Origin of the sequence: Butyrivibrio sp. INlla18, from assembly GCF_900103635.1 — a bacterium.
In the GTDB taxonomy this organism is placed as follows: Bacteria; Bacillota; Clostridia; order Lachnospirales; family Lachnospiraceae; genus Butyrivibrio.
On record NZ_FMXK01000007.1, the window covers coordinates 25,722 to 50,756 of the forward strand.

Genomic DNA, 25,035 nt, shown 5'->3' on the forward strand with positions numbered 1-25,035 from the left:
AAACGTATCCTTCCTTATGTTACTTTGCCCGCTCTACCTCTGAAGAAATCATCTATTGCCGCGGTCAGTTTTTCCTTTGGCATGGACTTAAGAAGATATTTTTCAGGCTTAAGTCTGACAACCTTCATAACACTTTCTTTATCATCCTTGGCCGTAAGGAATATTACCGGCAGATATTTAAGTTTTTCGCTCTCGCGGATCTCCTTAAGCACTTCAGGTCCGTTCATGACTGGCATCTCATAATCAAGAAGCACCAGATCAACAGGATTTTGTGCCAAAAAAGACATTGCGATCTTGCCGGAACTAGCCATATAAACATGGTATTTAACGGACAACCATGTTCTCATCATTCTGAGCATAGCACCATCGTCATCAACAATCAAAATCTTTTTTCTAAGATTTTCATCGACTTCGCTAAATTCCACAACAGAATCAAGCTGTGCTGCTAGAAGCTGCACATCTAAAGGACGAAGGTAGGTCTCCTGAATCTTTTCTTTGGCAATATACATCTGAGCTAATTCGAGCTCTTCATTATTACCTATAAGATATAGCATAAAACGCTCGGAGTCTATAGCTTCATCAAGATATTTAAAAAGATCTATATCATCTTTTGTCAGATCCCCCAAATAAAGCAGATAGATCTTGGGTTTATTTTCGACCTGCTGAACAAACTGTGGCAGTGGATTAGCACATACTACAGAGTAGTTCTCCTTTTCAAGCCCCTTTATAATTGCACCTACCATAAAGCTTTTTTCTTTACCAATAAGAAGTACGCTTTTTTCCATTAGGTATCCCTCTCAATCCGAACTTAATATTACAATATCCTTAAAAGTCCATCTCTGTCAACTGCCGCCAAAAGACGTTTTACATCGTGGTATTTGTCAGCATATTCCTTAGGTATCTGGTACTCATCAAGCATATTCATTATGTCATCTGCACTGTCAAAGTAAGAAGCTGCAACAAATTCCTTCATAGAAAGGAATGCTCCCTCGAGCTCCTCAGGATCGATCAGTGGTTTATCACTATTGTCCTCTTCAAATAAAGAAGCAAGTTTATTATTATAGCTTCTGTACTGTTCAATAAGAGAAGGTGTAAGCTTCTCGATCATTGCTACGTCTTCTTTATTTCCGCATTCTTCAAGGTACTCTGCTTTTTCTGCAAGGTCCAAAGCTCCTATGGCTCTTGCAGAGCTCTTAAGGCCGTGTACATATATAGTATAGTTCTTATAGTTCTTTTCGTTGAAGTATTTTTCAATAAGACCAGATCTTTCGTCTATAGCAAGTCTAAAGTCCTTCATTACCTCTTTTGCCACCTCAGGAGAGCCGCACCTCGAAATAGCAGTTTCGATGTCGATGCCATTTATCTTGAGGATATCCTGCATTGCTTCTTTTTCTGCTTCCTGCTTTGGCACTGAATCTTCTACATAATCCTTGTCACCAGGCTTTGAAATCTTGTAAGAAGGCAGATAGCTCATGATCATTTCTTCAAGCTTCATTGGTTCTACAGGCTTGGACATATAGTTAGTAAAGCCTTCCTTATAGTACATTTCTCTTGAGCCAGACACTGCATTTGCAGTAAGTGCGATGACTGGAACCTTTTTGTTTAGGTTCTCCTGCATCTCTTCCATTGCGTGGAAGGTCTGGATTCCGTCCATTTCAGGCATTCTGTGATCAAGGAAGATTATGTCGTACTTGTTCTTTTTAACAAGATCAAGAGCTTCCATTCCGCTGGTGGCCGTATCTACAACTATCTGAGTCTGCTTTAAGAGTCCCTCTACAACGGTGAGGTTTGTTCTGGTATCGTCTACTACCAGTATCCTTGCATCTGGTGCATGGAAGGTCTCATGATATTCATGCGCACTCTTTGCTGCATCCTCAAAAGCCTTAACAATATCGCCAACTGGCTCTGCATCCACTACTGTCTGTATTATGGTAAAAGAAAACTCGGAGCCCGCGCCATATTCGCTCTTGACCGAAAGCTTTGAATCCATAAGGTTAAGAAGGCTGTTAACAATGTTTATTCCAAGTCCGGTTCCTTCAATTGTTCTATTTCTCTTTTCATCGATTCTCTCAAAAGCCTGATCGAGCTTTTCCATATCCTCTTCTCTGATTCCTATACCAGTATCTGTAACGCTTACAGCAAGGGCTATCTTCTCTTCATAAGAGTCTTCAGGGTTTTCTTCTAATACTCTTTCGTATTTCATGTCTAAAGTAACGGAGCCGCGCTCTGTGTACTTGATAGCGTTAGTTATGAGGTTTAGGATACACTGCTTGATCCTGACCTCATCGCCAAACAGGATGTGAGGAATATTTTCATCAACAAGAAGCTTAAGTTCAAGGTGCTTTTCACTTGCTTTGATGCTGGCCATATTGATGATATCGTTGATAAGTGACCTTACATCATACTCTACAGGTATGATCTCCATCTTACCTGCTTCAATCTTGGAAAAATCAAGGATATCGTTTATAAGTGCCAAAAGAGTCTTACCAGAACTCTGAATGTCCTTGGCATATTCAAGAACCTTTTCATTTGTGGTCTCTCTAAGGATCATCTCATCAAAGCCAAGAACCGCATTGATAGGCGTTCTAATCTCATGGGAAATGTTAGAGAGAAATCTTGATTTAGCCTCGTTTGCACTCTTTTCTATATTGAGCTGGTCCTCAATACTCTGCCTTGTCTTAACTAGCTCGATATATTCCATAAGTCTGTAAAACGTCAGGTCCACTGCATGATACAAGTCTTCTATCTCATCATTTGTATCAATCTGAAGCTCATGTACTTCACGCACTTTTTGGCTAATATCTATCTCTTTTGAATTATAAATATCCGAAACTGCCTTAGATAGCGTTCTTATAGGCCTTGCTATTCGCCTCTGGGCATATCCGTTAAAGAATACCGCAAGTGGTATAACGATAATGGATATGAGCATAGCAAGCTTGACGCTAAATTCCGAGCTAAGAACCTGGTAATTAACGCTACCTCCTAGTTGTTCTACAAAGCCATCAGAGTCAGCAGTACCGCCTTCTAAGACCTCGATACTAACTAAGCTTTCAAGCTTTTCAGCGTTCGTAGCATGTTCCCATGACCTTTGTTCCAAAGAATTGTTAGTGCTGGAATTAACCACTTTCATTGTAGGAATAAGTGTATTAGAAGCAAGCTCAGCTGAGATTCCAAGAATGATAGCTTCAAAAACAATGATCTGCATCACTACTGCTCCGATCTTGGACCTTCGCTCAACTTCGTATCTTTCATCTTCACTTAAAAATTCCGGTTTAACATAAAACTTTCCATTTCCAAATAGGAGCTTCTTTTCCGGAGTAAGCTTTTTAAATACAAAATAGACAATAAAGCAGCCAATAAGACAACCTGGTGCCTCATTAAGAAAATATGTTACATAGTAGTGGAATGGGACTGACGACACATCTATTCCTGCTAAAAGAAACAGGAGGATGCCCCAGAAATCTCCACTGATGAGCTGCAAGATAACAGACACCAATAGAGTTTTGTATACACTTGAAAAGAATTTTTTCCTGGCCATAAAATCTACAACACAGGCCAGAATAAGATAAACGAACACAAGATATGAAAAGCTACTGTATACAATAGATCTGTACAAAAAGACCAGTAGCACACTAACCATTCCGGGAACAGCTCCGCCTAGAGCTGTCACCGTTATGATCGGTATGTATTTGAAAGCATAGAATATACCAGCAAAGGCCTGATTCATGTCCTCTACATGAAAAATGTGCTTACTATAAAAGATAGTAAGAATAGACGAGATACCTATCATGCATAACTGAACATAAACCGATAATGGTAATTTTTTCATTCTTCTCATTTAATGTCCATCCCTGTGCATTGAAAACTTGTCCATTGGGTAATTTTTCAGGTTATCTAATACTTTTCTTTCATCCGCCTTGGCAAGAAGTGTTTCTCTCGCCTTATTTATTTCTGAAATATGCTTATGTTTTGACGGTCCTCCTACACATCCTCCTGGGCAAACCATACCTTCTATGAAGTCTTCAGGTAATTTGCCAACTTTTAATAATGTGAGTGCTTTCTTACACTCTGCTCCTCCCGCTGCGCGAAGGAGCTTTATTCCGGAAGTATCTTCTCCTCGCTCCTGCATGCATTCGATCACTGCATTTGCAACGCCGCCGCTTGTGGCAAAGCGCTTACCCCATATAGATGATTCCTGATATTCATCAGTGATCGGTTCAAAAGAGATATCTTTTGACCTCATTAGGGCTCTAAGTTCGCCGTAAGTCACAACGTAGTCTGCATTTCCCGGAACTGATTTATCCTGAGCCTCTGACTTTTTGGCTATACATGGTCCAACAAATACTGTGACACATCCTGGCCTTGTAGCCTTTAGATATCTTGAAATAGCACACATTGGCGAAACTGTCGTCGACATGTTATCCCTGTACTGCTCTGGAAAATGCTTTTTTAACATATTGATAAATGCCGGGCAGCAGGATGTTGTCATCTTGCGGCCGCTGTTGTATGCTTCGCTCCACTCTTCAGATTCATAAGCAGCCGTCATATCTCCGCCAAGTCCAACCTCGACCATATCAGCAAAGCCTAGCTTTTGAAGTCCTACTTTTATGGAAGCCATGGAGATATCTTCACCAAATTGACCTTCCGTAGCAGGTGCGCACATTGCGATCACTTCTTTGCCTGCCTTTATCTCTTTTATGATGTCAACCAGGAAGGTCTTACTTCCGATGGCTGCGAATGGACAACTGTGAATGCAGTGACCACACTGAATACATTTTTCTTCGTCTATCTTGCAGTAACCATATTCGTCGTAAGTAATAGCTCCAACTGGACAAGCTTTCTTGCATGGCCTCTCCAAATGAACGATAGCACTGTAAGGACAAGCATTGGCACACATTCCACATTCCTTGCACTTAGCTGGATCAATGTGCATGTGGGTATCCCCCGGAGTGATAGCTCCAAACTTACAGGAGTTAAGACAAGCCTTACCCATACAGAATCTGCAGTTATCAGTAACTGAATATGCTGCGATAGGACATTCATCACAAGCTGGATCTATAACCTGAACTATGTTAGTAGAATCCGGATTATAGGACGGGCTTTTTGCCATTGCCAGCCTGATCCTCTGCCTTACGATCTCTCTTTCTTTGTAGATACAGCATCTGTATGATGGCTTGGGTCCTGGAATTATCTTTAAGATAAGTTCCTCGATGTGCTCTGGATCATTTTTACCTTCCCACTCCAATCTGCACACCTGCTCCATGATATTATGCTTGAACCTGTTCATACTTACGTCATTGGTTACCATAAGAAATCTCCCCTTGTTTTCTTACAAATTAACTACTCTGCCAAAATCAAAACCTTCGCCGCTATGTGACGTAATAACCAAAGGGCCAGAGCCCTGTTTATCTCTTATATATCTGATGGCCTCTTCTTTACTCTTTTCATCAAGTCCAGTAAGCGGCTCATCCATTATCAATATGTCATTTGGAATACAACAAGCTCTTACAATGGCAACTTTCCTTCTTTGTCCCCCAGAAAGCTCTCTTACTGGCTTGTCCAAAACCTCTGCCGGTAGAAGTTTTTCAAGCTCTTCTCTTGCTGTTTCCTTAAATATCTTGTGACTTACCATTGTCACATTCTCAACTGCCGTAAAATCATCGCAAAGCCTGTCTTCCTGGAACACTGTTCCTGACACAATGTAAGGATATTTGTAATCGCCAAGGAGCTTCACGCTTCCTTCATCTGGCTTTTCAAGTCCAAGTATTATCCTGATAAGTGTTGTCTTGCCACAACCTGAAGGACCTGCAATGATGTAGCTGTGCTCTGATTCAATATCTAAACTAAAGTTATCCAAGACCTTTCTGCCATCGAAGGTCTTCGTAACGTCTTTTACCTCAATAGTCATGCCTTACGCCCTCCCACAACATGTAATAGCAGTAACAGTATCTTTTCACAAATAAAAGAAATAACTACTATCGCAATGGTCCAGGCGAAGAGCTCACCTGTTTCAAGGTATATCTTGGCGTTGTATAGCCCATTTCCTATGGTTTCAAGGGGCTGTCCGATGACTTCAGCGGCAATTCCGCTTTTGAACGCCATTCCTATTGCCAGTTTAAAAGAGCCCTTAAAAAACGGTATGAGCTGTGGCAAATAGATGTATCTTATAACATTTCCTTCAGGCATTCTGAAGGTATGTGCCATCTCAAGTAACTTGTAGTCTGTTGCATCAAATCCCTCAAGTGTGCTGACATAGATGATTGGAAAGACCACCATAGCACTTATAAATATCGAAATATTGCTGCTTCCAAGCCATATGAGAAGTAGTATCACAAAGCTTGCTACAGGTACTGTCTTAAGAAGTCCTACAATTGGTCTTACAAAGTCTCTTACAAGCTCTTCTTTGTATGCAAGGAATGCAAAGACTATTCCAAGAACTGTTCCTATTACAAATCCCAGTAATATATGGCCCAGGCTACTGCCTATAGATGCCCAAAAGTTCTCATTACCTGAAAGTTCTAGTAATTTCTGCAACGTCTCGATGGGACCTGCCATAAGGATCTTATTATGTATGATAATTGCCACAAGCTGCCAGATAACGATCCAGAATAATACTGGCAAAGCCTTTTTGATTAGTTTTTTCACCCTGATGTACTCGTTTCTTTTGTTATGTTTTATATTTCTAGCCTTATTGGCTCCAATGCTTACTTATGGTTGATCATGCTAGCAAGATATCCGGCACCGAAGCCGTTATCAATGTTCACCACGCTTACTCCACTTGCACAGGAATTAAGCATTGATAAAAGAGCTGCTAGTCCCCCAAAAGCTGCGCCATAGCCTACACTTGTTGGGACAGCAATAACTGGGCAATCTGCAAGTCCGCCGATCACGCTTGCAAGAGCTCCTTCCATTCCCGCAATGGCTACGATCACATTTGCACTCATGATCTCATCCATAGCTTCTTTATTGATAAGTCTATGAATACCTGCCACACCAACGTCATAGAGCCTGACTACTTTATTTCCCAAAAACTCAGCTGTCTTTGCCGCCTCTTCTGCAACAGGAATATCACTTGTTCCACCTGTAGCTACTACTATCTTACCTATGCCTTCAGCTGCATCTATTTTTCCTGCAATTCCAATCTTACTAAGCTCGTCATATGAGAAGTCTTCTATTTCACTTATCATATTCTCTTTGAAATATTCAGAAGCTTCCTTACTCATGCGTGTGATCAACACTTTTTCCTGACCATGAGCTAAGAGCTTCTTGGTTATCTCTAGTATCTGCTCATTTGTTTTGCCCTGGCCATAGACTACTTCTCCATGTCCCTGACGAAGACTCCTGTGAAAATCAGGTCTTGCAAATCCCATATCCTCAAATGGAGCTTCTTTTAACTTAAGAACTGCTTCCTCTATGCTAGTTTCTCCGTTCTTAACTTCACATAAAAGCTGCTCAATATCTTTTTCTATCATCAAATAATTTCCTTTTTATCGCAAAGTTTCCACTAATAATATTTTATCATAATAGAGTACACAAAAACATCTTGTTTTCTCCCTCGGCATGCCTTTTTTCAGTATTTTTCCGTTTAAACATGCCATTATCTTGTTTTTTTCTTATTGTCGGCATGTCTTATCCTCATAATTCACAAATACACATGCTTTCTTTTCTTCAAACGCCAATTTTTGGCATGCCTTTTCTCTACTTTTAACCCTATAAGCATGCCAGCCCCGCCCCCGAGTTTCTTTTTCCTCCCTGTACCCCTTTTATTACCTGCACCTCTCCAAAAAACTTGTTTGCAGGTAACAACTACCGTTACTCCACCACTCCCCGGTCCTCTTTCTTTACCTGCAACCTCTCATAATACTTGCTTGCAGGTAACATATACCACTACTCATCCCCTCCCCTGCACCTTTTCATTACCTACAATCTCTCATAATACTTGCTTGCAGGTAACATATACCACTACTCATCCTCTCCTCGGTCTCATTTCATTACCTGCAACCTCTCATAATACTTGTTTGCAGGTAACAACTACCGCTACTCCATCACCCCGGCTCTCTTTCTTTACCTGCACTACCTCATAAAACATGTTTGCAGGTAACCCATGCCCTAAAATCTGCCCCTCGGCAGAGTGCCTCCTTGTTCTGCTTAACTACTGCATATCAGCCGGGAGGGGCTTGTCAGCCCCGAAGCCGCGAAGCGGTGCGCCTAGCGCAGGGTTGACTAGCACCGGAGGGCTGATAAAGTAGTTGACGCAGAACAAGGACCACCGCGAAGCCAACACACCTCCGTCCTCACTCCTCTGCCCTCACCCCTAACAAAAAAGCCCCTCGTGATCACTCACAAGAGGCTTAAACAACTTACTTTCCTATTTAATTCAAATGAAATACATGCTTTCCAAGGAACTTACCTACTACTGAAATGATAGGTCCAAGGAACAGTGCCATAAGTATGATTCCAATATTTGGTGTTCCGCCAAATATAATACCAATAACAATCACAAGGAAATCATAAACAATTCTGATGATGAAGTAAGGCACTTTAGTAAGTACACGATCAGAAATGATCTGTGGCATGGCATCGTAAGGAGATACTCCCATGTCAGCATTGATATAAAAGGAAACAGAAATGATGAATAAAAACAGTGCCAGGGCAAAGATCACTGCTCTTGAAGGAAATTCTGTAAAATAGCGCTCTGGTATAGTCTTATCCCAAAGCCATCCAAAAAAATCGGCGATATATCCGATAAATACCATGTTTGCAATGGTTCCAAATCCGATACATTTTTTACCAAAAAGAATAACTATAACAAATAAAACTGCATTTAATGCAAGCTGCCATGTTCCAAACAAGATTCCAAGCTTTCTTGAAATAGTAAGATTCATGAAAGTACAAGGATCTGTTCCAAGGTCAACCTTAATAAGGAATGAAAGAAAGAATCCCATAAGAAAAACGCCTATAAGCATAACAACAAGACGTTTCATGAAATCAGGAGTCTCAAAATACTCACGCAAAAATTTTTTAACTTTGTTCATATAACCTCTACTTAATAATTTATGATCAATTACTCTGCTAAATGCAGTGCCCAGTAATTGTTTTTGTAATTGATGATGACTGGAGCATTTACAAAAGCTTCATCGCCAATATAGCATCTGTCAGCTTCTTTATCGAAGGTGTATCTCCTGCCTTCGCTATCATGCTCATTGATATATTCAAGTGCCTGATCAAGTGTCTCATCACCTTTACATAAATGAATGTTCATAACATTTCCTTTCTTGCTTTCTTTGACAAAGAGTTAGTATACCATAAATATCGCAAAAGAATAGACCATATTTTTATCAAAAAACTGCAAAAAAAAGCTGTTAAAGAATAAAATCCTTAACAGCTTAGTATCCATATTCAGTTGTAGTTTTTATCTCACACTCTTACCTTGACAAAGGCAACAGCTTTCTTTTCTTCTGTTTGCTCTTTTCTGCGTACCAGATCAGTTGTATGAACTGTATACTCTGACTGATACTCGTCATCACGCAGGCCATCAGCTCCGAGCAAATCAAGAGCTTTAAATTTGCCGTATGATAAGTTCTGCTCCTTTGCCTTGATAGCATCAGTCATGATCTCTATGCAGCTCTGACTCATGCCTGTTTTAGTCTTTGCGGAACGTCTCATTATTAAATTCCTCCATCTCATAAGAAATATTTTTTCATTAAATGGACTGACGAATCAGGAACAATTTAAAACGGCCCCTCAACCTATTGTGTCCTGAAACCAAAAATTCATTTAATGGGTACATTATATACCTAACCCCTATGAAATGGTAGATACTTTATCAAGTTAAATTATTAAATTTTTATTAATTGGTTTATTGAAAATTAATTTCTAATTGTCTATTTTTGCACTTTAATTCGCTCATCTCCAGCAAGATAGTTTAAGAGCGCCTGTCTTGCGTGTTCTTTATCTGTCGCCTCAACGCTAACGGTAAATTGATAGGTATGTTTTTTGTGACCGCCAGCTTGTTCAAGCCTTTCAGCCTCTGCAATAGACTTATCCCTAGTATCTTCGCTTGTCATCTCCATAATGTCTTCGATAGCGAATTTAGTGAACATCTCTCTATACTTCTCTTCCTTGAGATATTCATTTATCAGTGCAAGTGTATTTCCAAGATTCAGATATTCTCTGTGAAGGAAGGTCTCAAAATCAAGCATTTCATCATTTGCTTCATCACCATCATCCTTCCATTCCATTTCCCTACTCATTATCTCCTGGCTCTTTTCAGGATTCTTTTGCTGCCAGTCCATAATGTACCATTTCCAGATCTGTAAACGCTTCCTGTTGGTCTCTTCGTCGCTAAGTTCAGCCATCTTCTGAATAGCATGTCTGACGCCTCTTGAAACTAGCGCATCTGTAGTATTCTCGACTTCGTAATTGCGGCTTTCAACTACAATCTTCTTGGCTGTATTTTCGATAGTAAGTCCCAATGTGTCATGAGACAAGCTTCTCAAATACAGAGAGTAATCTCCATGGCGCGCAATAACAACAGGCCTTTCAGAAAGAATAGAATCTCTAAACTCTTTGAAAGACTTAAGCACGTCATCATTCTGAATGTAGCGAAATGTCCTGCTCATTACTTAAGATACTTCTCCATAAATTCTTGTATTCTACAAGGCCTGCCAAAGTAATATCCCATCACATCTGATATTGGATATCCACTGGCCATCTTCTCTGTCTCTTCATCCTCAATTCCAGAAAAGCAGGTTCTGATGTTAAGCCTATGAGTGAAACCTGTAATAGTCTCTACCATGTATTTAGTGGTAGGATTATCCTCCATTCCTCCTGTAAGGGAAGGTGCAATGTTTATCAGGTCAATAGGCAAATGCCTTACAAGATCAAGAGTTCCAAAATCTGAGACATCCAGACCAATCTTAAGTCCACAGGACTTCAAAAATTCTACCTGGCTCTTTAAATGCTCCATTCCAAGCTGCCTGCAGCTCTGAGTCAGCTGCAGATATAGGCCAGTAGCTGGATATCCTATTTTTCTCAATATGTCTATCAGAGTTGTTCTAAACTCTGACTTTTCAAGCTGCATGAAGGCCAAATTGACACTTAGGAAAAATTCTCTTTTTCCTCGTCTTATCTCAAGCGCGTCCTTAAGGGCATTTTCTAGTATCCAGTTTCCAAGTAAAAAGAACACTGGGTCCTGCTCAAGCCATGGCACAAATTCTGAAGGTGCCACCTCTCCAAAAGGCTCTTTTTCCCATCTGACAAAAACTTCCATGCCTACAAGGTTCTTGCCTACAGCTGAAAAGATAGGCTGATATTCAAGAAAGAACCCTTCAAAGCCGTTGATCACACTATTTCTGATAGCATCAACAAGTTCTATATTGCTCCTGTTAGTATCGAGCTGGTCATTGTTGTAAATGATCAGATTGCCATGCTTTTGGGTCTTGGAGCGGTCCAACGCATATTTAGCACTGGTATATATGGCATGTTCATCAATGGCAGAATCTGTGACGCAGATTATTCCGCCTCCAATCTCAGCTCCAACCTTCTTGCCATTTATCTTCAGAGATTCTCTGGTAAAAGATCTCATTTTGCCGTAAAGCTTTTTTAACTCCTCAAGGTCCATTTGCCTTGTGATATAAGCAATTATGGTACCTTCACCTCTGTAAGCCTTACCACGTCCATTTCCTTCCTGCGTAAGCTTAGTGGCCATGGCTCTGAGGATACTGTTACCTATCATGTAACCATATCGTCTGTTAACATCACTAAAGTCTATAAAATTGATGAGAAGAACAAAATAAGGTGTTCCTGCTGCCTTATACTGCCTCATCTCATTTAGCATTTCATATTGATTAGGTAAAAGAGTAATTGGATCATTATTGTCCACGATACCCTTATTGATTATCGAGCATGCATAAAAAACCGGCTTACCCGCATAATCCTTGATAACAACGCCTCTGCAGGAACAGATCACATACTCGCCATTTTTGTTCTTGGCTCTGTACTCGATATTTGGATCTGTCTTAACCCCTGCATAGAATTCTTTTATATACTCAGCATACTTATCTCTGTCATCAGGATGAATCCTATTCTCCCATACAGAAGCAGCATTATATATATATTCTCCAGTAAGTCCGAAGTAGTCCACTGCGTTTTGTGACCATCTGGAAATATTCTTTTCCATATCAAAAACGTAGACATATCTACTTCTTGAAGTAACAGCAAAGGTATCAAAGATTCTGTTGATGGTTTCATAGGTTCCGCCCATTAGATGCCCCATTTCTTGATGCTTTTATAAGACGTTTGTTGTTGTACATAGCATCATCAGCTTTTTTCACTACATCCTCAAACTTTGTTCCATCCTCTGGACAGCGGGCATAACCTGCACTTATGGAACCTCGAAGTGTAATATCCCCTATTACTACATTTCTTGCCACATTCTGTCTCATACGAGAAATAACATTCTCATAAAATCTCTTGTCATGGGTTCCATGAATGACTACTACAAACTCATCGCCGCCAATTCTAAATGCTCTGTCTTTTTCTCTGATACTGTTCTGAAGTCTCTTGGCTACGATGTTTAAAAGTGCATCACCAGTTTCATGTCCGTAGGTATCATTAACTTTTTTGAAATCATTCAGGTCTATAAAGATCAGGCCATATGGAAGCTTCTTTCTGGATAATTCCTCCATGTGCTCCTGATAACTTCTAGGGTTATAAAGATTAGTAAGAGCATCTCTATAAGACATAACCTCAAGCTCCTTGGTATTAGCCTTAAGTGAAGAGAATGCTGCCATATTAAGAGCAAACAAAATGCTGATGATAAAAATGATTCCAAAGGCTGACAGAATCTCATAAGCTTCCATCCAATTTCCCAAAGGAGAAAGCTCAAGTGTCCAATATCCACCGCCTACTGTACTGATCATAGCCTCAACAGGAGTTGCAATAGCCTTTTCAGAGTACTCCATGATAATCCCGCTATCACCTGTGATGACATCGTTGCCGATCAGCTTGTATTCATAGCCTTCATCAGCTATTCCGCTAATATTCACATCAGAAAAAAAGGACGAAAGACTAATGGTAACTGAGGCAAATCCCCAAAAATCCCCATTATTTCTGCCATCCCCAAGATAAATAGGCCTTCTGATGATAATGCCATAGCTACCATCAGGAAGCGTTACAGGCGCCAGTATTATTCCAACACCTGTCTGTTTGCTATTGTCTAAATATACCCCTTCTACTTTATCATCAAAAAGATTCTTTCTCTCTGTAAAAGCACTCTGAAGAGGGTATACATAAGTTACGATTCCACCAGGAGCAATCGAAATATCTACAACATCAAGATAATCGTCAAATAAAGCTTCTCCAACTTTGTAGAATCTCTCCTGTGTCAGGGCTCCGTCTGCATTTTTTACTTCAATCTCAAGGAGTCTTGTTATATAGTCTCTATTCTTGATCTCAGCTTCTATACGATTAGCAATATTTCCTGCCATGAAAGCAGCTCTTTCTCTTCTAGTTGAAGCAACAGAGCTCAGATAGATAACACCAATAACAGTTGTGGCAATAAGAGCTAATACAAAGGTCACAAGACCAATTGTTATACTACGCTTTTTTGACATCATTTCCTCCATGGTAAACGATTCAACGTAATTAATTATACCATAATTATAGGTAATTAAAACTCAGCCCTTATTTACTATTTCTCTTTCAACTACAAATTCGGAATCCTTTATAGCTTCGAGCACTGTTGTGGCATAGTCAGAACTACTTAAAAGCTCAGTGGTTGCATAACTTTTATCCTTAAGTGCCTGATCTTCAAGGTTCTTAAAAAGAGTCTCAGTTGTAGTACTACTCAGACCTTCAGATGTATTCCATGAAATCTTTGCTTTATTGTCCTTACCAAAAAGATCTGCATGAACGCCACCTTTTTGCGCATTCTCTCTAATCTTTTCAATAGATTTTTTGGCTTCTGAACCTGTAAGAACAGAGATATAGTGCTTGATATCTAGCTTGACCCACATGATTATAGCCAGAGCCAACATGATAAGAGACATTGCAGCCATTATAATTGACATGAGATTGTAAAACTGTATATTACTCATATTTTTTCCTTATCCTATCACTTTGAAACCTGCTCCAGTGCCTGTCTGGCAGCCGTAAAGTTCCTCTGTGTCTTGCTTACGAGCTCCTTTGTACTATTTGTCAGGTCATATCTAGTCAGAATATCCTGATCAATATGTGCTAAAAGAGCATCCATCTCTTTTGACATCTCATCATAAGTTACACCTGCATCTATAAACTTAGCTGCATTGTTATATATCTGAGCAGCAACCTCTCTATAGATTACAAGAGCTGTGGTAGGGTTATCCACTTCAGCGATATTTCCATCAGAAATAGCCACAAGATCATCCCAGTATTCTCTGTAACTTATGACCTTATCACCACTTTTGGACTCAGTGCCGATAGATGAATAGTACTGGCAGATCTTGCCAAGTCTAAAAGCCCTCTCCTGCTTGTCTTTAGGAAGTCCGCCATTGTCATTTACGATCTGGAACCATTTTGCAGCAAGCTGCTTGTTGCCAACATCGTCATAGCAATAAAAATATGCAATACCAAGTCTGTAAGCCACCTGAGAATAAGCCTGCTTGTTTGTTGCAAGTGCGCCTTCTACTGTTGTCTTACCTGCAGGTGAAATAAGTATCTGTCTAAGCTCCTCATCCTCTTCCTTGGAAAGAATATCATCAGCCAAAAGAAGGTTATCAATCAGCTCAAAATAGCCATCCACATCCGTTGGTTTCTCAGCTATAGCCTTGGCATAAAGGTCTGCTGCCTCGCTTTCATCGGCTGTACCCTTTGCCTCAGCGATATAGTGCTGATAATATGCATTAGCAAGCTTTCTGCTCTTTATCTGGAAATTAACGCTAAGAGTTGCAGTGAAAAGAGAAAGCACCACAATTGCAGCAAATATGATAACGCTTATCTTAGCTTCCTTTTTGTATCCTTTTTCAAGTTCCCTATAGTTCTGAAGATCGTACATAACTTCAGCGCAGGAATTGTATCTGTCATCAGGATTACTCTGAACGCACTTGCTGATGATATACTCAAGTCCTGGTGAAAGCTGCTGATTCCAATATCTTATAGGATAGAACTCATAAGGTGGTTCACTTGGATTGTGGCCTGTAACAAGATGATATAGAGTCGCACCAAGGCAAAAGATATCTGTTCTGGCGTCAGTTTGTCCCATTCCGCCAAACTGCTCTGGAGCAGCATATCCACGAGTTCCAAGGTATGATGTATCTCCAGCCTTGGCCTCCTTGTACTCTCTTGCGATACCAAAATCAATAAGAGTGATAGTACCGTTTGGCCTAAGCATAATGTTACCAGGCTTAAGATCCCTATAGATAATAGGAGTCTTTCTGGTATGAAGGTACTCTAAAACCTCGCAGAGCTGAATACCCCACTCGATAACATACTCCTGTGGCTGTGCTCCTAAGTGTTTGAGCGCCTTTTCAAGAGTATTACCCTCAATATAATCCATTACGATAAGGAATCCACCATCCTCATCTATAACATCTACAATACTGGGCAAAAAAGGATGTGATAGCTCTTTTAACAGATCTGTCTCAGTAATAAGACTCTGTCTAACAGTCTGATAATTAGCTACTGCATCCTTCCTGACTTCCTTTATGGCCCAGGGCTTATTGGCCCTTTCATTCATAGCCAAGTACACTGTACTCATGCCACCTTGTCCGATGACGCTCAGCACTTTGTACTTGCCGCCTACTATACTTCCAATCTCTAACATAGCATCCCTTTATTCAATACAAATATTAATTACTGAAATGTTATCCTTTTCGCCTCTGCTCTTGAGTGTCTCAACTAAACGATCGAGGTTCTTTTTCATATCATCTTCTGTTGCACTACTTGGATGAGAAAGACAGCTATTAAGCTCATCTTGTGTCAATCCTCTCCAAAAACCATCTGAACAAAGGACAAATTCCTGTCCGCGTTCTATCTTGCCCCTTACCATCTGAGGTTTCACGTCCTCTGATACCCCAAGGCACTGCAGGAGCACACTCTTTTGTGGACTATTCTCCGCTTCCTGTTCAGTCATCATACCTTTGTCTATCATATCCTGAACAACGCTCTGATCATGGGTCAAAAGAACTGCTTGTCCTCTATCAGAACCATAAACTCTAGAGTCTCCGATATTCATGATGACATATTCACCACCTATGACCAAAAGGGCCACCATAGTGGTTCCAAGCATACATCTATGCTGATTGCCATAGTCCAATATCTCGGCATTAATATCAAGTGCCAAAGTTTGCCATCCACGAGTTATCTCCGATATTATATCAAGAGTTTCTGTTCTATCAAGTCTTTCTGTAACATTTTTATGATAAAGAGCCATAGGTAGCCCTTCAACAAACCATTTTCCCATGAGTTCGATGGCTTTGGCACTTGCAACTTCCCCCTGGGTAAGTCCACCCATTCCGTCGCAAAGAACACCCATCACTATCTTGCCATGCTGCGCAGTACTAGCCACCTTCACCATGGTGGAATCCTGGTTAACCTCTTTAATTGTGCCTTTATCCGTTGTGATGCTTATTTTTGTATTCATAAAGCCTTCCGATGTCATCTTTTTCTAAACATCAATATTCCAGCGCCTGTAGCAAGTCCTGCACCTGTTGTGCTAAGAACAACAATTAATGCTACATATGCGCCCTTGGTCACACCAAGTACTTCTGGCAGACTACCATTGTCGTCATCTCCTTGGCCAATAGTTTCCTTTGTTGAAACTAAAATGCCATTGTATACAAGAGTTTCTTTGTTGCCTGCTACGTCTTCAGAAATGATAGTAACAGTGTGTGACTCATCTGATTCATTTATAGTAGCGCTAACTGTTGACCCCGCCTGAGCAAGCTCATCGCCAGAATAATTCTGAACGATCTGTCCATCAATATAAACTGTTAGAGATTTAACCCCCATGTTATCAGTTACATCAATCAAAAATTCATGGGCTGATTCTTTGTACTGTTCACCTTCCTTGAGGCCTACAGTTACGATACTTGGTGCTGTTCTATCTACAGCAAAGGTTATCTCTGCATCTTTTGACTTATTGTCCTGAGTATTGGTAGCTCTGTCCTCTGTGTATACAGTTACTGAATAAACACCATCAACTTCGAAGTTTTCCTTAGGAATTGTATAGGTATAAGTCTTCCAGGTTGTATCTGACCCCTGCTGGCTAACTGTATAATCTCTATCTTTGGCAAGTTCGATGATATCGCCATCACGAGTCAAGTTAACATCTTTGTAGGTAAGTGTATCTACATTGATCTCAGTAATGGTCACGTCTTTTGGATCATTTATATAGTACTGGTCATTGAGGACCTTTGTTCCATCTCCAAGAACAAATACTGAGCCAAAGCGGTTTACAGAAAATACAAGTTCTTCTTTGGTCTCATTTCCTGCCATATCTACAACAGTTGCCTCAAGGACATAGAGATCATCCATTTGTTTTTCGTGAGCAAAGTCGCTAAATGAAGCAATAAAGCCATTCTCTGTCTGCTTTATGGCACTTCCTGTCTGAACTGGTCCGTTGTTGGCACCAGTAAGTGTAACCTTTGTAGCTTCCATATCCATGTACTTGTCTACATAGGACACTGTAGGAGCTACTGTCCCGTTATTTGCTGAGTAATTGTCTACTCCGGCAAAAGAAACTTCGGGAGCAGTCTTATCAATTACAAAAATATCTGACATATAAGTCTCAGATACGTTACCTGCAAGGTCTGTGCACTTGATAGTGTATCCGTAGGTTCCATCCTGATCAAAGGTCATATAACCTGTGCTCAGATCTTCTGCGGTAGTAAATCCTGCAATCTTTGGAAGTGTTCCACCATCTTCAACTGGCTGAATGCCTACTTCTACAAGTTTTCCGTCAAATGAGAGGTCTTTTACCCCAACCATAGCAATTCTGGTATCTTTGAAGTACTTATCGTTTCGCCCTTCTTCCTGGTTATAGGTAACCTTGATCTCTGGAGCTGTTGTATCTACTACAAACTCATCTTCATGGAGAACTTCTGAGTTATTGCCAGCCTTATCAGTACATCCAAAATCTAAGGTATAGATACCATCTTTATTAAATTCAATTGTCTTTTCATAAGTAAAAGTACTAGACTGAGCCCATTCACCCTCACTAGCTGTGCCATACTTCTGCTCTAATGTAGGCTTAGAAGTCTCCTGATCAAATGAAAGATCAGTAACTGTAATCTTGGCTGTTCTTGCCTTATTGTAGTACTTCTCATTCATTGGCTCGTTGTTATCGATCTCCATCTCAACTACTGGAGCTGTTGTATCAACGGTAAAACCTGCGTCTTCTACAGTAGATGGTCCGTTTCCACAAAGGTCTTTGGCTTCTACAGATACCTGATATATGCCATCGCCTTCTGTCACAAAGGAAAGCTTCCAATCTTCCTGACCAAGTTCTCCTTCAAAATCCGTAAGTTCAATTACCTGTTCGCTGCCATCAATGCCAGTCTTCTTAACTTTAACTACTGAAGCTTCAGTATCAAGCCATCTATCCTTGATATTTACAGTGATAGTTGCATTTGAATTAATGAAAGTCTCGTTTTCTCCAGCTGGCTCGCCAAAGCTATACTCTACATTTACTTCAGGAGCTGTTCTATCGATCACCAGGTACTTTGTCCTGCATGATGTTCCGTGTCCCATAAGGTCTTTTGCTGAAACATAGATAACATAGATACCGTCTTCATCAGTGCTGTAGCTGTACTCCAAATGAGTAACTAAGTCCATGCTGCCTATATTTTCAAGATATTCCTCAGACTCAGCAGTCATAACGGGAACCAAGGTCTTTGCGTCATAAGCAAGTTCTTCGCCTTCTGGCTTATCAAAAGAAATTGATTCTTCATCTATGTCAAAGTCAGTTATAGTAACTGTTCCCTGAATTCCATCCTGGAAAAATGCATAATCTTCATCTGAATCTGGATTCTTGATGTTGTCGATGGCAATCACAGGACCTGTTTTATCAATGATAAATTCGCCTTTGCCATCTTCAACCTTACCCTCTGAGCTATATGCCTTATTGCCGGCATTATCAGTAAGAACTGTAACCTCTACTTTATAAACAGCTTCTGAGTTAGTATCTAATTCTTCTGTAAGTACGTAGTACTGACTAGTTCCTTTTGCATTTTTGTTCTGAATCGATCTAATATCTGAATCGTTTACTGTCACCTCTTTTTCTGTGCCATTAACCTTATAGGTAACAGACTTAAGGCCACTAAGATTAGTACAGTTGCCATCAGCATCCTGATCATCACAGCTTGCTGGCACCATGATAAGAACGTTTACTTTTCTGTTGAAAAAGCTGGCTATCTTCTTGCCCCATCTCTTGAATGGTTCTTCTTCCTCTTCAACATCTTCTGCTTCAACTGTGACAATAGCTGTTGGGGCAGTGTTATCAATACTGCAGCTAAGAGTTCCAATCTGCTGCGATGCTTCATCTCCGCAAAACTTGTAGGCCACCACATAATCAGATTTGCCTTCAATGTTTTTAACATTTGCTTTTGCTGTGAGCTTATAGATTCCGTTTTCATAAGACTTCTGAACATCTATCGCATTTGAATCTATGTCTGAGATGCAAACTGAATCCAGTTCTCTTACCGTCTGCGCTGTTACAGTGATCTCCGGAACAGCTCCTCCATTAGCAGACACAGAATACCAGTCTCCGTCCGATGTAACAGAAATAGTTATATTACCCGCATCCTCTTCCGCATTGTAATAACAGATTCTTCTATTTACTGTTATTTCTGAGGTATTACCAGCATTATCTGTTGCACGGATTCCTTTGATTTCGTAGTTACGATATGCATTTTCTTCAGGAACCCATGAATATGTATCTTCTATTTCTTCCTCTGCCTCCATTAGGGCAACAGAGTCATCAGCAAAGACAACATAAACCTGGTTTGCATCAACCCCAGATGCATCATAAGACTCATCTTCTGATTCAAGGTCCTCTACCTTGGCTAAAATCTCAAGTGGGCATTTTGAATCGGCATAATAAACTGTCTGGCTCTGTGAGTCTGTAAATGAGCTGGCATTCCCAAAATTTACATCAGAAATAACTGGAGCAGCTTTATCCTCAACAACAGGTTCTTCTTCAGGCTTTTTTTCTGGTTCTTCCAGTTCTTCTACCTTTTTTTCTTCTTTTCCTGTTTTCTCAACAGGCTTTTCCACTGGTTTTTCTACCGGTTTTTCTTCTGGGTTTTCTATTTTTTTGTCATCAGCAAGTTCTTCAATTGGTGGATTATTATTTGGATCTCCGCCATTTTCTCCTGCCAATACAAAGACAGTAGCAAAATTGCTCCATAATATGATTGGTATAGCGCATACCAAAATAAAACCTTTACAAAAAGGCGACCTATGTCCCCGGTTCACTGTAGTTCTCCTCCTACAAAGCAAGTTCTCTACACTTAATACAGTCCCCTCTTCTGTAAATGTTGCAAAGAAATCTATAAAAATTGAAATTTAATTGCCTAATAAAACATTTGTATTATATCGTATTGTTACAAGTACTGCAATATTTTTAGTCGTAATTACATGATTTATCTTAATTTTAATTTGTTAATATTTCATATATATACACAAAAGCACACCAGATGTAGCTTCATCTGGTGTGCTAATTATTTGGATTACTTTATGTAGCAGCGAGTTTGTTAAAATATCGTTAATAATTAATCTTTTTCATAGTAACTATGCTTATTACTTAACAACAATGTTTACAATTCTACCTGGAACATAAATCTCTTTTACGATAGTCTTGCCATCAAGCTTATCTGAGATTAGCTCCTTACCCTTAGCAATTACTTCATCCTTAGGATCTTCCTTGCCAATGTTAAGAGTTGCCTTAACCTTACCGTTGATCTGAACTGCGATCTCAACTGTATCCTCTACGCACTTGGACTCATCATATGTAGGCCATGGCTCAAAGGCAATAGTATTGTCGTGTCCAAGAATCTGCCAGATCTCCTCACCAACGTGTGGGCAGATACATGAAAGCATCTTGATGAAGTTCTCAGCATATTCTCTTGGGCAGCTGCCTTCCTTATAAACTGCATTTACAAAGATCATCATCTGAGCGATAGCTGTGTTGAAGCCAAGAGATTCGAAATCACTTGTAACCTTCTTGACTGTCTGATGATAGATCTTCTCAAGATTACCATTATTGTCATCTGTGATGTTAGCAGTTTCTGTAAAGAATGTGTATACACGGTTGATGAACTTTCTAGCACCAACTACGTTGTTAGAGTTCCATGGCTTGGATACTTCCAAAGGTCCCATGAACATCTCATAAAGTCTAAGTGTATCAGCACCGTAATCACGAACGATATCGCTAGGGTTAACAACGAACTCTGGGAAACGCTTGCCCATCTTGATTCCGTTCTCACCAAGGATCATGCCCTGATGAACGAGCTTTTTAAATGGCTCTTTTACTGGAGAAAGACCATTGTTGTAGAGGAAACGGTTCCAAATTCGTGAATATAAAAGGTGTCCTACTGCGTGCTCTGGACCACCAACATAAAGGTCAACAGGCATCCAGTGCTTCAAAAGCTCCTGATTTGCAAATTCATTGTCATTATCAGGATCGATATATCTCATATAATACCATGATGATCCTGCTGAACCAGGCATTGTAGATGTTTCTCTTGTGCCCTTAAGTCCGTTCTTGTCATAAGCTTTCCACTCAGTTGCATTCTCAAGTGGTGCCTTACCATTGCGTCCCTTATAATCCTCAAGCTCAGGTAATACTACTGGAAGCTCGCTGTCATCAAGGAATACAATGCTGCCGTCTTCCTTGTATACGCAAGGAACTGGCTCACCCCAATAACGCTGTCTAGCAAAGATCCACTCACGGAAGTGGTAATTAACCTTTTCTCTTGCAACGCCCATATCAACAAGTTTCTTGGTAATTGCCTTCTTGGCTTCTTCAACAGTAAGACCGTTGAACTCTTCAGAATTTACAAGGATATATCCCTTTCCAAGGTAATCCTGCTTCTCAAATGCATGCTCAGAAACATCAACTGTTCCCTCAGCATTATTGATAACCTGAATAAGTGGAAGGTTGTGAACCTGTGCATACTCAAAGTCTCTCTGATCATGAGTAGGAACAGCCATAACCGCACCTGAACCATAGCTTGCAAGTACGAAGTCACCGATAAATACTGGGACTTCCTTACCATTTACAGGATTGATAGCATAGATTCCCTTAAGTGGGCATCCTGACTTAGTCTTGTTAAGATCTGTACGATCAAGATCATTCTTTTTAAGAGTTTCATCGATGTAAGTCTGAACCTCTTCTTTATTTTCAACACGGTCCATAAGCCCCTTAACGATATCTCCGTCTGGAGCAAGTACCATGAATGTAATACCATAGATAGTCTCAATACATGTAGTAAAGATTGAGAATTCTCCTCCGCCTACGATCTTGAAATCAACCTCTACACCAGTTGACTTACCGATCCAATTACGCTGAATTTCCTTTGTTGACTCTGGCCAGTCGATCTCATTAAGGCCATCAAGAAGTTCCTCAGCAAAAGCCTGCTGATCGATAACCCACTGCTTCATCATCTTCTTAACAACAGGGTATCCACCACGCTCTGACTTACCATCAATAACTTCATCATTTGAAAGAACTGTTCCAAGCTCCTCACACCAGTTAACTGGCATATCGATGTGCTTGGCATATCCAGCCTCATATAACTTCTTGAAGATCCACTGTGTCCACTTGTAGAACTTTGGATCACTTGTTGCTATCATCTTGGACCAATCATAATCAAATCCAAGTTCTCTAAGCTGCTTAGAGAATGTCTCTATATTCTTCTGTGTGAATCCAGCAGGATGATTACCTGTTGTAACAGCATACTGCTCTGCAGGAAGACCAAAAGAATCATATCCCATAGGATGCAGAACGTTATAACCCTGCATACGCTTCATACGAGACATTATATCAGTAGCAGTGTATCCTTCTGGATGTCCAGCATGAAGTCCTACTCCTGATGGATATGGGAACATATCTAGGGCATAGTACTTGGGCTTACTAAAATCCCAAACATCTGTCTTAAATGTTTCGTGATCCTTCCAATACTCCTGCCACTTTTTCTCAATCGCATGGTGGTTATAAACTTCTGACATAAACCTATTCCTTCTTTCTTATTAGCATATATACTACAAAATTTTACCACAAGTGAAATTGATGTCAAACAAAATGAGGAGGAATGTGATTTACAATTTTGACTATGTAATGTATACTTTTCACTTGTATTTATTTCATATGGCGCAATGGTTTTCTTTGCGTCGAATAAATATATTTGTTAATGCTTAATTTATTCTATTTTTGTTATCGTGGTTATTCTAGCCGTCGAGCATGTCATTTTCATGGTTTCAACCAAAAGACATGCCATTTTCCACTTATTTTATTTGTAGCGGCATGACTTTAAGCAATTATTTCGCCATTAGGCATGATGCTAAATAAAAAACTGAGCTATTTAGGCATGCCTCGAACCGACCATTTATGTAAAAGGCATGCCCCTATAAAACTAGTACTAAAGAAAACAACAATTATAAAATTATAAAATATTAAAAGGAGTATAAATGAAAAAGAACTATAACAAACACACCCCAAAAGAAAGCGTTATTCCAAATCAGACTGTCATTGTAAAAGAAAGTCTAGAACCAATTCAAAGCCTTATAAAAGAACGCATTCTCTTTCTTGAAAGAATTGTTCAGGATTATGAAAGCTCTTTTCAACATATGCCGGATGGTTCCCTTGGAGTGATCAAACACGGAAACAGATATCAGTACTACTGGAAGCAACCTAATCATGCTTCAAGTGACAATTTACCCAAACGCACTTATATAAAAAATAGTGAAATTTCTTTAGCAAGCTCTTTGGCTCAAAAAAGCTATCTAAAGCAAGCCTACTCTTTGGCAAAAAAAGAACTCAAACTTCTATACCCACTTGTTGATCTAGATAAAGCCCCCTTAGTATCCCTGTATCACTCTCTTCCAGAATTCCGACAAAAGTTGATAACCCCATATGCAATCCCAGATAATGAATTCATAGATTTATGGAATAACATTTCTTACCACAAACATGATATGTATGATGAGACATTATTTATTACCAATCGAAACGAAAGAGTCCGTTCAAAAATTGAAGTAAATATTGCAAACATGCTTGATAAGTACAATGTGCCATATAAATATGAATATCCCATGAGCTTAGTCAAAGGAGAGACCATATATCCTGATTTCCTTTGTCTAAATGTAAGAACTAGGAAAGAGATAATATGGGAGCATTTTGGAATGATGGATGATATCGGATATTTGCGTAAAAACTATGCAAAGTTACAATCCTACCAACTTCATGGATACATGCTGGGAAAGAACCTAATTACTACTTTCGAAACATCCAAGCAACCGCTTGATTCAAGGATAATCAAGGCAACTATTGAAACCTATCTTATGTGAGGATCCATGATCATCGCCTATTCTCACGTGCTAATTTCTGATCATTTTCCACCTTATCTAGTACTTTTGTTCACAAATTTTTTAAAAAAATGCAAGATATTGCGTTTGTCAATTTAGCGTGGATGTATTATCATTAATGAGTAGAGACACTTTTTTCTTTTGTAGAAATGAGGTGAATTATGTATATTGCCATGCAATGCGCTGATAGCAACGGAATGTTAAACACTGAGATATGCACATTTCAGGGAATCAGATATGACACAAGATATAAGTCAGCGGTTATATCAACAGAACACCTTAACCATGATTACGTAATTCCTATGGAAGCTAAGGATTATGAAGCTGCCGCTAAGCAGATCATGGACGCTATGAAAGCTCATGCAGAGATGATCAACATCGAGCAGGGAATCGTATGCCGCGGACGAAAAGGTGAGTCAAGACACGTAGATCCTCAAAAGCTCGTGATCGTACCAATGTAAAAATACATAA

General features: G+C 39.8%; 19 protein-coding genes. 2 read left to right on the plus strand and 17 right to left on the minus strand.

Going from position 1 to position 25,035, the window contains the following annotated elements; all coding sequences use genetic code 11:
* Positions 1 to 14 precede the first annotated feature (14 nt).
* From BLS24_RS05340 to leuS, 17 genes are all read right to left on the minus strand, one after another.
* On the minus strand, positions 15 to 785 hold the full coding sequence (locus tag BLS24_RS05340; protein WP_091756859.1) for a response regulator: 771 nt from the start codon (positions 783 to 785) through the stop codon (positions 15 to 17).
* A 29-nt stretch (positions 786 to 814) separates the two neighbouring features.
* Complete coding sequence (locus tag BLS24_RS05345) at positions 815 to 3,838, minus strand: response regulator (protein WP_091756861.1); 3,024 nt, start codon at positions 3,836 to 3,838, stop codon at positions 815 to 817.
* Positions 3,839 to 5,308: a 4Fe-4S dicluster domain-containing protein gene (locus BLS24_RS05350; RefSeq protein ID WP_091756863.1), complete on the minus strand. Its 1,470-nt coding sequence runs from the start codon at positions 5,306 to 5,308 to the stop codon at positions 3,839 to 3,841.
* Positions 5,309 to 5,329: 21 nt separating this feature from the next.
* Positions 5,330 to 5,908 carry an ABC transporter ATP-binding protein gene (locus BLS24_RS05355; RefSeq protein ID WP_091756865.1) on the minus strand — a complete coding sequence of 193 codons (579 nt, stop codon included), beginning with the start codon at positions 5,906 to 5,908 and terminating at the stop codon, positions 5,330 to 5,332.
* Positions 5,905 to 6,645 carry an ABC transporter permease gene (locus BLS24_RS05360; protein ID WP_242872239.1) on the minus strand — a complete coding sequence of 247 codons (741 nt, stop codon included), beginning with the start codon at positions 6,643 to 6,645 and terminating at the stop codon, positions 5,905 to 5,907. Before BLS24_RS05360 ends, BLS24_RS05355 begins: the two co-directional genes overlap by 4 nt.
* Before the next feature lie 59 nt (positions 6,646 to 6,704).
* Positions 6,705 to 7,472, minus strand: a complete 768-nt coding sequence (larB, locus tag BLS24_RS05365; RefSeq protein ID WP_091756867.1) for a nickel pincer cofactor biosynthesis protein LarB — start codon at positions 7,470 to 7,472, stop codon at positions 6,705 to 6,707.
* A gap of 900 nt (positions 7,473 to 8,372) precedes the next feature.
* A complete protein-coding gene (locus BLS24_RS05370; RefSeq protein WP_091756870.1) occupies positions 8,373 to 9,035 on the minus strand; it encodes a YczE/YyaS/YitT family protein in 663 nt (220 codons plus the stop codon).
* A 29-nt stretch (positions 9,036 to 9,064) separates the two neighbouring features.
* Positions 9,065 to 9,262 carry a hypothetical protein gene (locus BLS24_RS05375; protein ID WP_091756872.1) on the minus strand — a complete coding sequence of 66 codons (198 nt, stop codon included), beginning with the start codon at positions 9,260 to 9,262 and terminating at the stop codon, positions 9,065 to 9,067.
* Between the two features lie 155 nt (positions 9,263 to 9,417).
* A complete protein-coding gene (locus tag BLS24_RS05380) occupies positions 9,418 to 9,666 on the minus strand; it encodes a hypothetical protein (RefSeq protein WP_071175500.1) in 249 nt (82 codons plus the stop codon).
* A 218-nt stretch (positions 9,667 to 9,884) separates the two neighbouring features.
* Entirely contained in the window at positions 9,885 to 10,622 is a 738-nt protein-coding gene (locus tag BLS24_RS05385) for a hypothetical protein (RefSeq protein WP_091756874.1), read from the minus strand.
* On the minus strand, positions 10,622 to 12,277 hold the full coding sequence (locus BLS24_RS05390) for a sensor domain-containing phosphodiesterase (protein ID WP_091756876.1): 1,656 nt from the start codon (positions 12,275 to 12,277) through the stop codon (positions 10,622 to 10,624). The genes BLS24_RS05385 and BLS24_RS05390 overlap by 1 nt, the downstream gene beginning before the upstream one ends.
* Complete coding sequence (locus tag BLS24_RS05395; protein ID WP_176764344.1) at positions 12,249 to 13,616, minus strand: diguanylate cyclase domain-containing protein; 1,368 nt, start codon at positions 13,614 to 13,616, stop codon at positions 12,249 to 12,251. The genes BLS24_RS05390 and BLS24_RS05395 overlap by 29 nt, the downstream gene beginning before the upstream one ends.
* A gap of 63 nt (positions 13,617 to 13,679) precedes the next feature.
* Positions 13,680 to 14,099, minus strand: coding sequence for a hypothetical protein (locus tag BLS24_RS05400; protein ID WP_091756880.1), 420 nt, complete (start codon positions 14,097 to 14,099; stop codon positions 13,680 to 13,682).
* 17 nt (positions 14,100 to 14,116) lie between these two features.
* Positions 14,117 to 15,802, minus strand: coding sequence for a serine/threonine protein kinase (locus tag BLS24_RS05405; RefSeq protein WP_091756882.1), 1,686 nt, complete (start codon positions 15,800 to 15,802; stop codon positions 14,117 to 14,119).
* Positions 15,803 to 15,811: 9 nt separating this feature from the next.
* Complete coding sequence (locus tag BLS24_RS05410) at positions 15,812 to 16,621, minus strand: PP2C family protein-serine/threonine phosphatase (RefSeq protein WP_176764345.1); 810 nt, start codon at positions 16,619 to 16,621, stop codon at positions 15,812 to 15,814.
* Positions 16,622 to 16,635: 14 nt separating this feature from the next.
* Positions 16,636 to 20,412 (minus strand): hypothetical protein, encoded by a 3,777-nt coding sequence (locus BLS24_RS05415; protein ID WP_091756886.1) that lies wholly within the window; start codon positions 20,410 to 20,412, stop codon positions 16,636 to 16,638.
* A 366-nt stretch (positions 20,413 to 20,778) separates the two neighbouring features.
* Entirely contained in the window at positions 20,779 to 23,208 is a 2,430-nt protein-coding gene (leuS, locus tag BLS24_RS05420) for a leucine--tRNA ligase (RefSeq protein ID WP_091756888.1), read from the minus strand.
* Between the two features lie 459 nt (positions 23,209 to 23,667).
* On the opposite strand from leuS, the gene BLS24_RS05425 reads away from it, so the two are divergent.
* Together BLS24_RS05425 and BLS24_RS05430 are read left to right on the plus strand one after the other, a co-directional pair.
* Positions 23,668 to 24,546, plus strand: coding sequence for a PDDEXK family nuclease (locus tag BLS24_RS05425; protein WP_091756890.1), 879 nt, complete (start codon positions 23,668 to 23,670; stop codon positions 24,544 to 24,546).
* A gap of 179 nt (positions 24,547 to 24,725) precedes the next feature.
* The gene (locus tag BLS24_RS05430; protein WP_091756892.1) at positions 24,726 to 25,025 is read left to right on the plus strand and encodes a hypothetical protein; all 300 of its coding nucleotides are present in this window, start codon (positions 24,726 to 24,728) and stop codon (positions 25,023 to 25,025) included.
* Positions 25,026 to 25,035: the final 10 nt, after the last annotated feature.

Bases quoted from the DNA above. Each gene is read 5' to 3' on its own strand.
- leuS (WP_091756888.1), bottom strand. From the start codon at position 23,208: ATGTCAGAAGTTTATAACCACCATGCGATTGAGAAAAAGTGGCAGGAG.
- BLS24_RS05385 (WP_091756874.1), bottom strand. From the start codon at position 10,622: ATGAGCAGGACATTTCGCTACATTCAGAATGATGACGTGCTTAAGTCT.
- BLS24_RS05355 (WP_091756865.1), bottom strand. From the start codon at position 5,908: ATGACTATTGAGGTAAAAGACGTTACGAAGACCTTCGATGGCAGAAAG.
- BLS24_RS05395 (WP_176764344.1), bottom strand. From the start codon at position 13,616: ATGTCAAAAAAGCGTAGTATAACAATTGGTCTTGTGACCTTTGTATTA.
- BLS24_RS05405 (WP_091756882.1), bottom strand. From the start codon at position 15,802: ATGTTAGAGATTGGAAGTATAGTAGGCGGCAAGTACAAAGTGCTGAGC.
- BLS24_RS05400 (WP_091756880.1), bottom strand. From the start codon at position 14,099: ATGAGTAATATACAGTTTTACAATCTCATGTCAATTATAATGGCTGCA.
- larB (WP_091756867.1), bottom strand. From the start codon at position 7,472: ATGATAGAAAAAGATATTGAGCAGCTTTTATGTGAAGTTAAGAACGGA.
- BLS24_RS05430 (WP_091756892.1), top strand. From the start codon at position 24,726: ATGTATATTGCCATGCAATGCGCTGATAGCAACGGAATGTTAAACACT.
- BLS24_RS05345 (WP_091756861.1), bottom strand. From the start codon at position 3,838: ATGAGAAGAATGAAAAAATTACCATTATCGGTTTATGTTCAGTTATGC.
- BLS24_RS05425 (WP_091756890.1), top strand. From the start codon at position 23,668: ATGAAAAAGAACTATAACAAACACACCCCAAAAGAAAGCGTTATTCCA.
- BLS24_RS05370 (WP_091756870.1), bottom strand. From the start codon at position 9,035: ATGAACAAAGTTAAAAAATTTTTGCGTGAGTATTTTGAGACTCCTGAT.
- BLS24_RS05375 (WP_091756872.1), bottom strand. From the start codon at position 9,262: ATGAACATTCATTTATGTAAAGGTGATGAGACACTTGATCAGGCACTT.
- BLS24_RS05410 (WP_176764345.1), bottom strand. From the start codon at position 16,621: ATGAATACAAAAATAAGCATCACAACGGATAAAGGCACAATTAAAGAG.
- BLS24_RS05340 (WP_091756859.1), bottom strand. From the start codon at position 785: ATGGAAAAAAGCGTACTTCTTATTGGTAAAGAAAAAAGCTTTATGGTA.
- BLS24_RS05380 (WP_071175500.1), bottom strand. From the start codon at position 9,666: ATGAGACGTTCCGCAAAGACTAAAACAGGCATGAGTCAGAGCTGCATA.
- BLS24_RS05390 (WP_091756876.1), bottom strand. From the start codon at position 12,277: ATGGGGCATCTAATGGGCGGAACCTATGAAACCATCAACAGAATCTTT.
- BLS24_RS05350 (WP_091756863.1), bottom strand. From the start codon at position 5,308: ATGGTAACCAATGACGTAAGTATGAACAGGTTCAAGCATAATATCATG.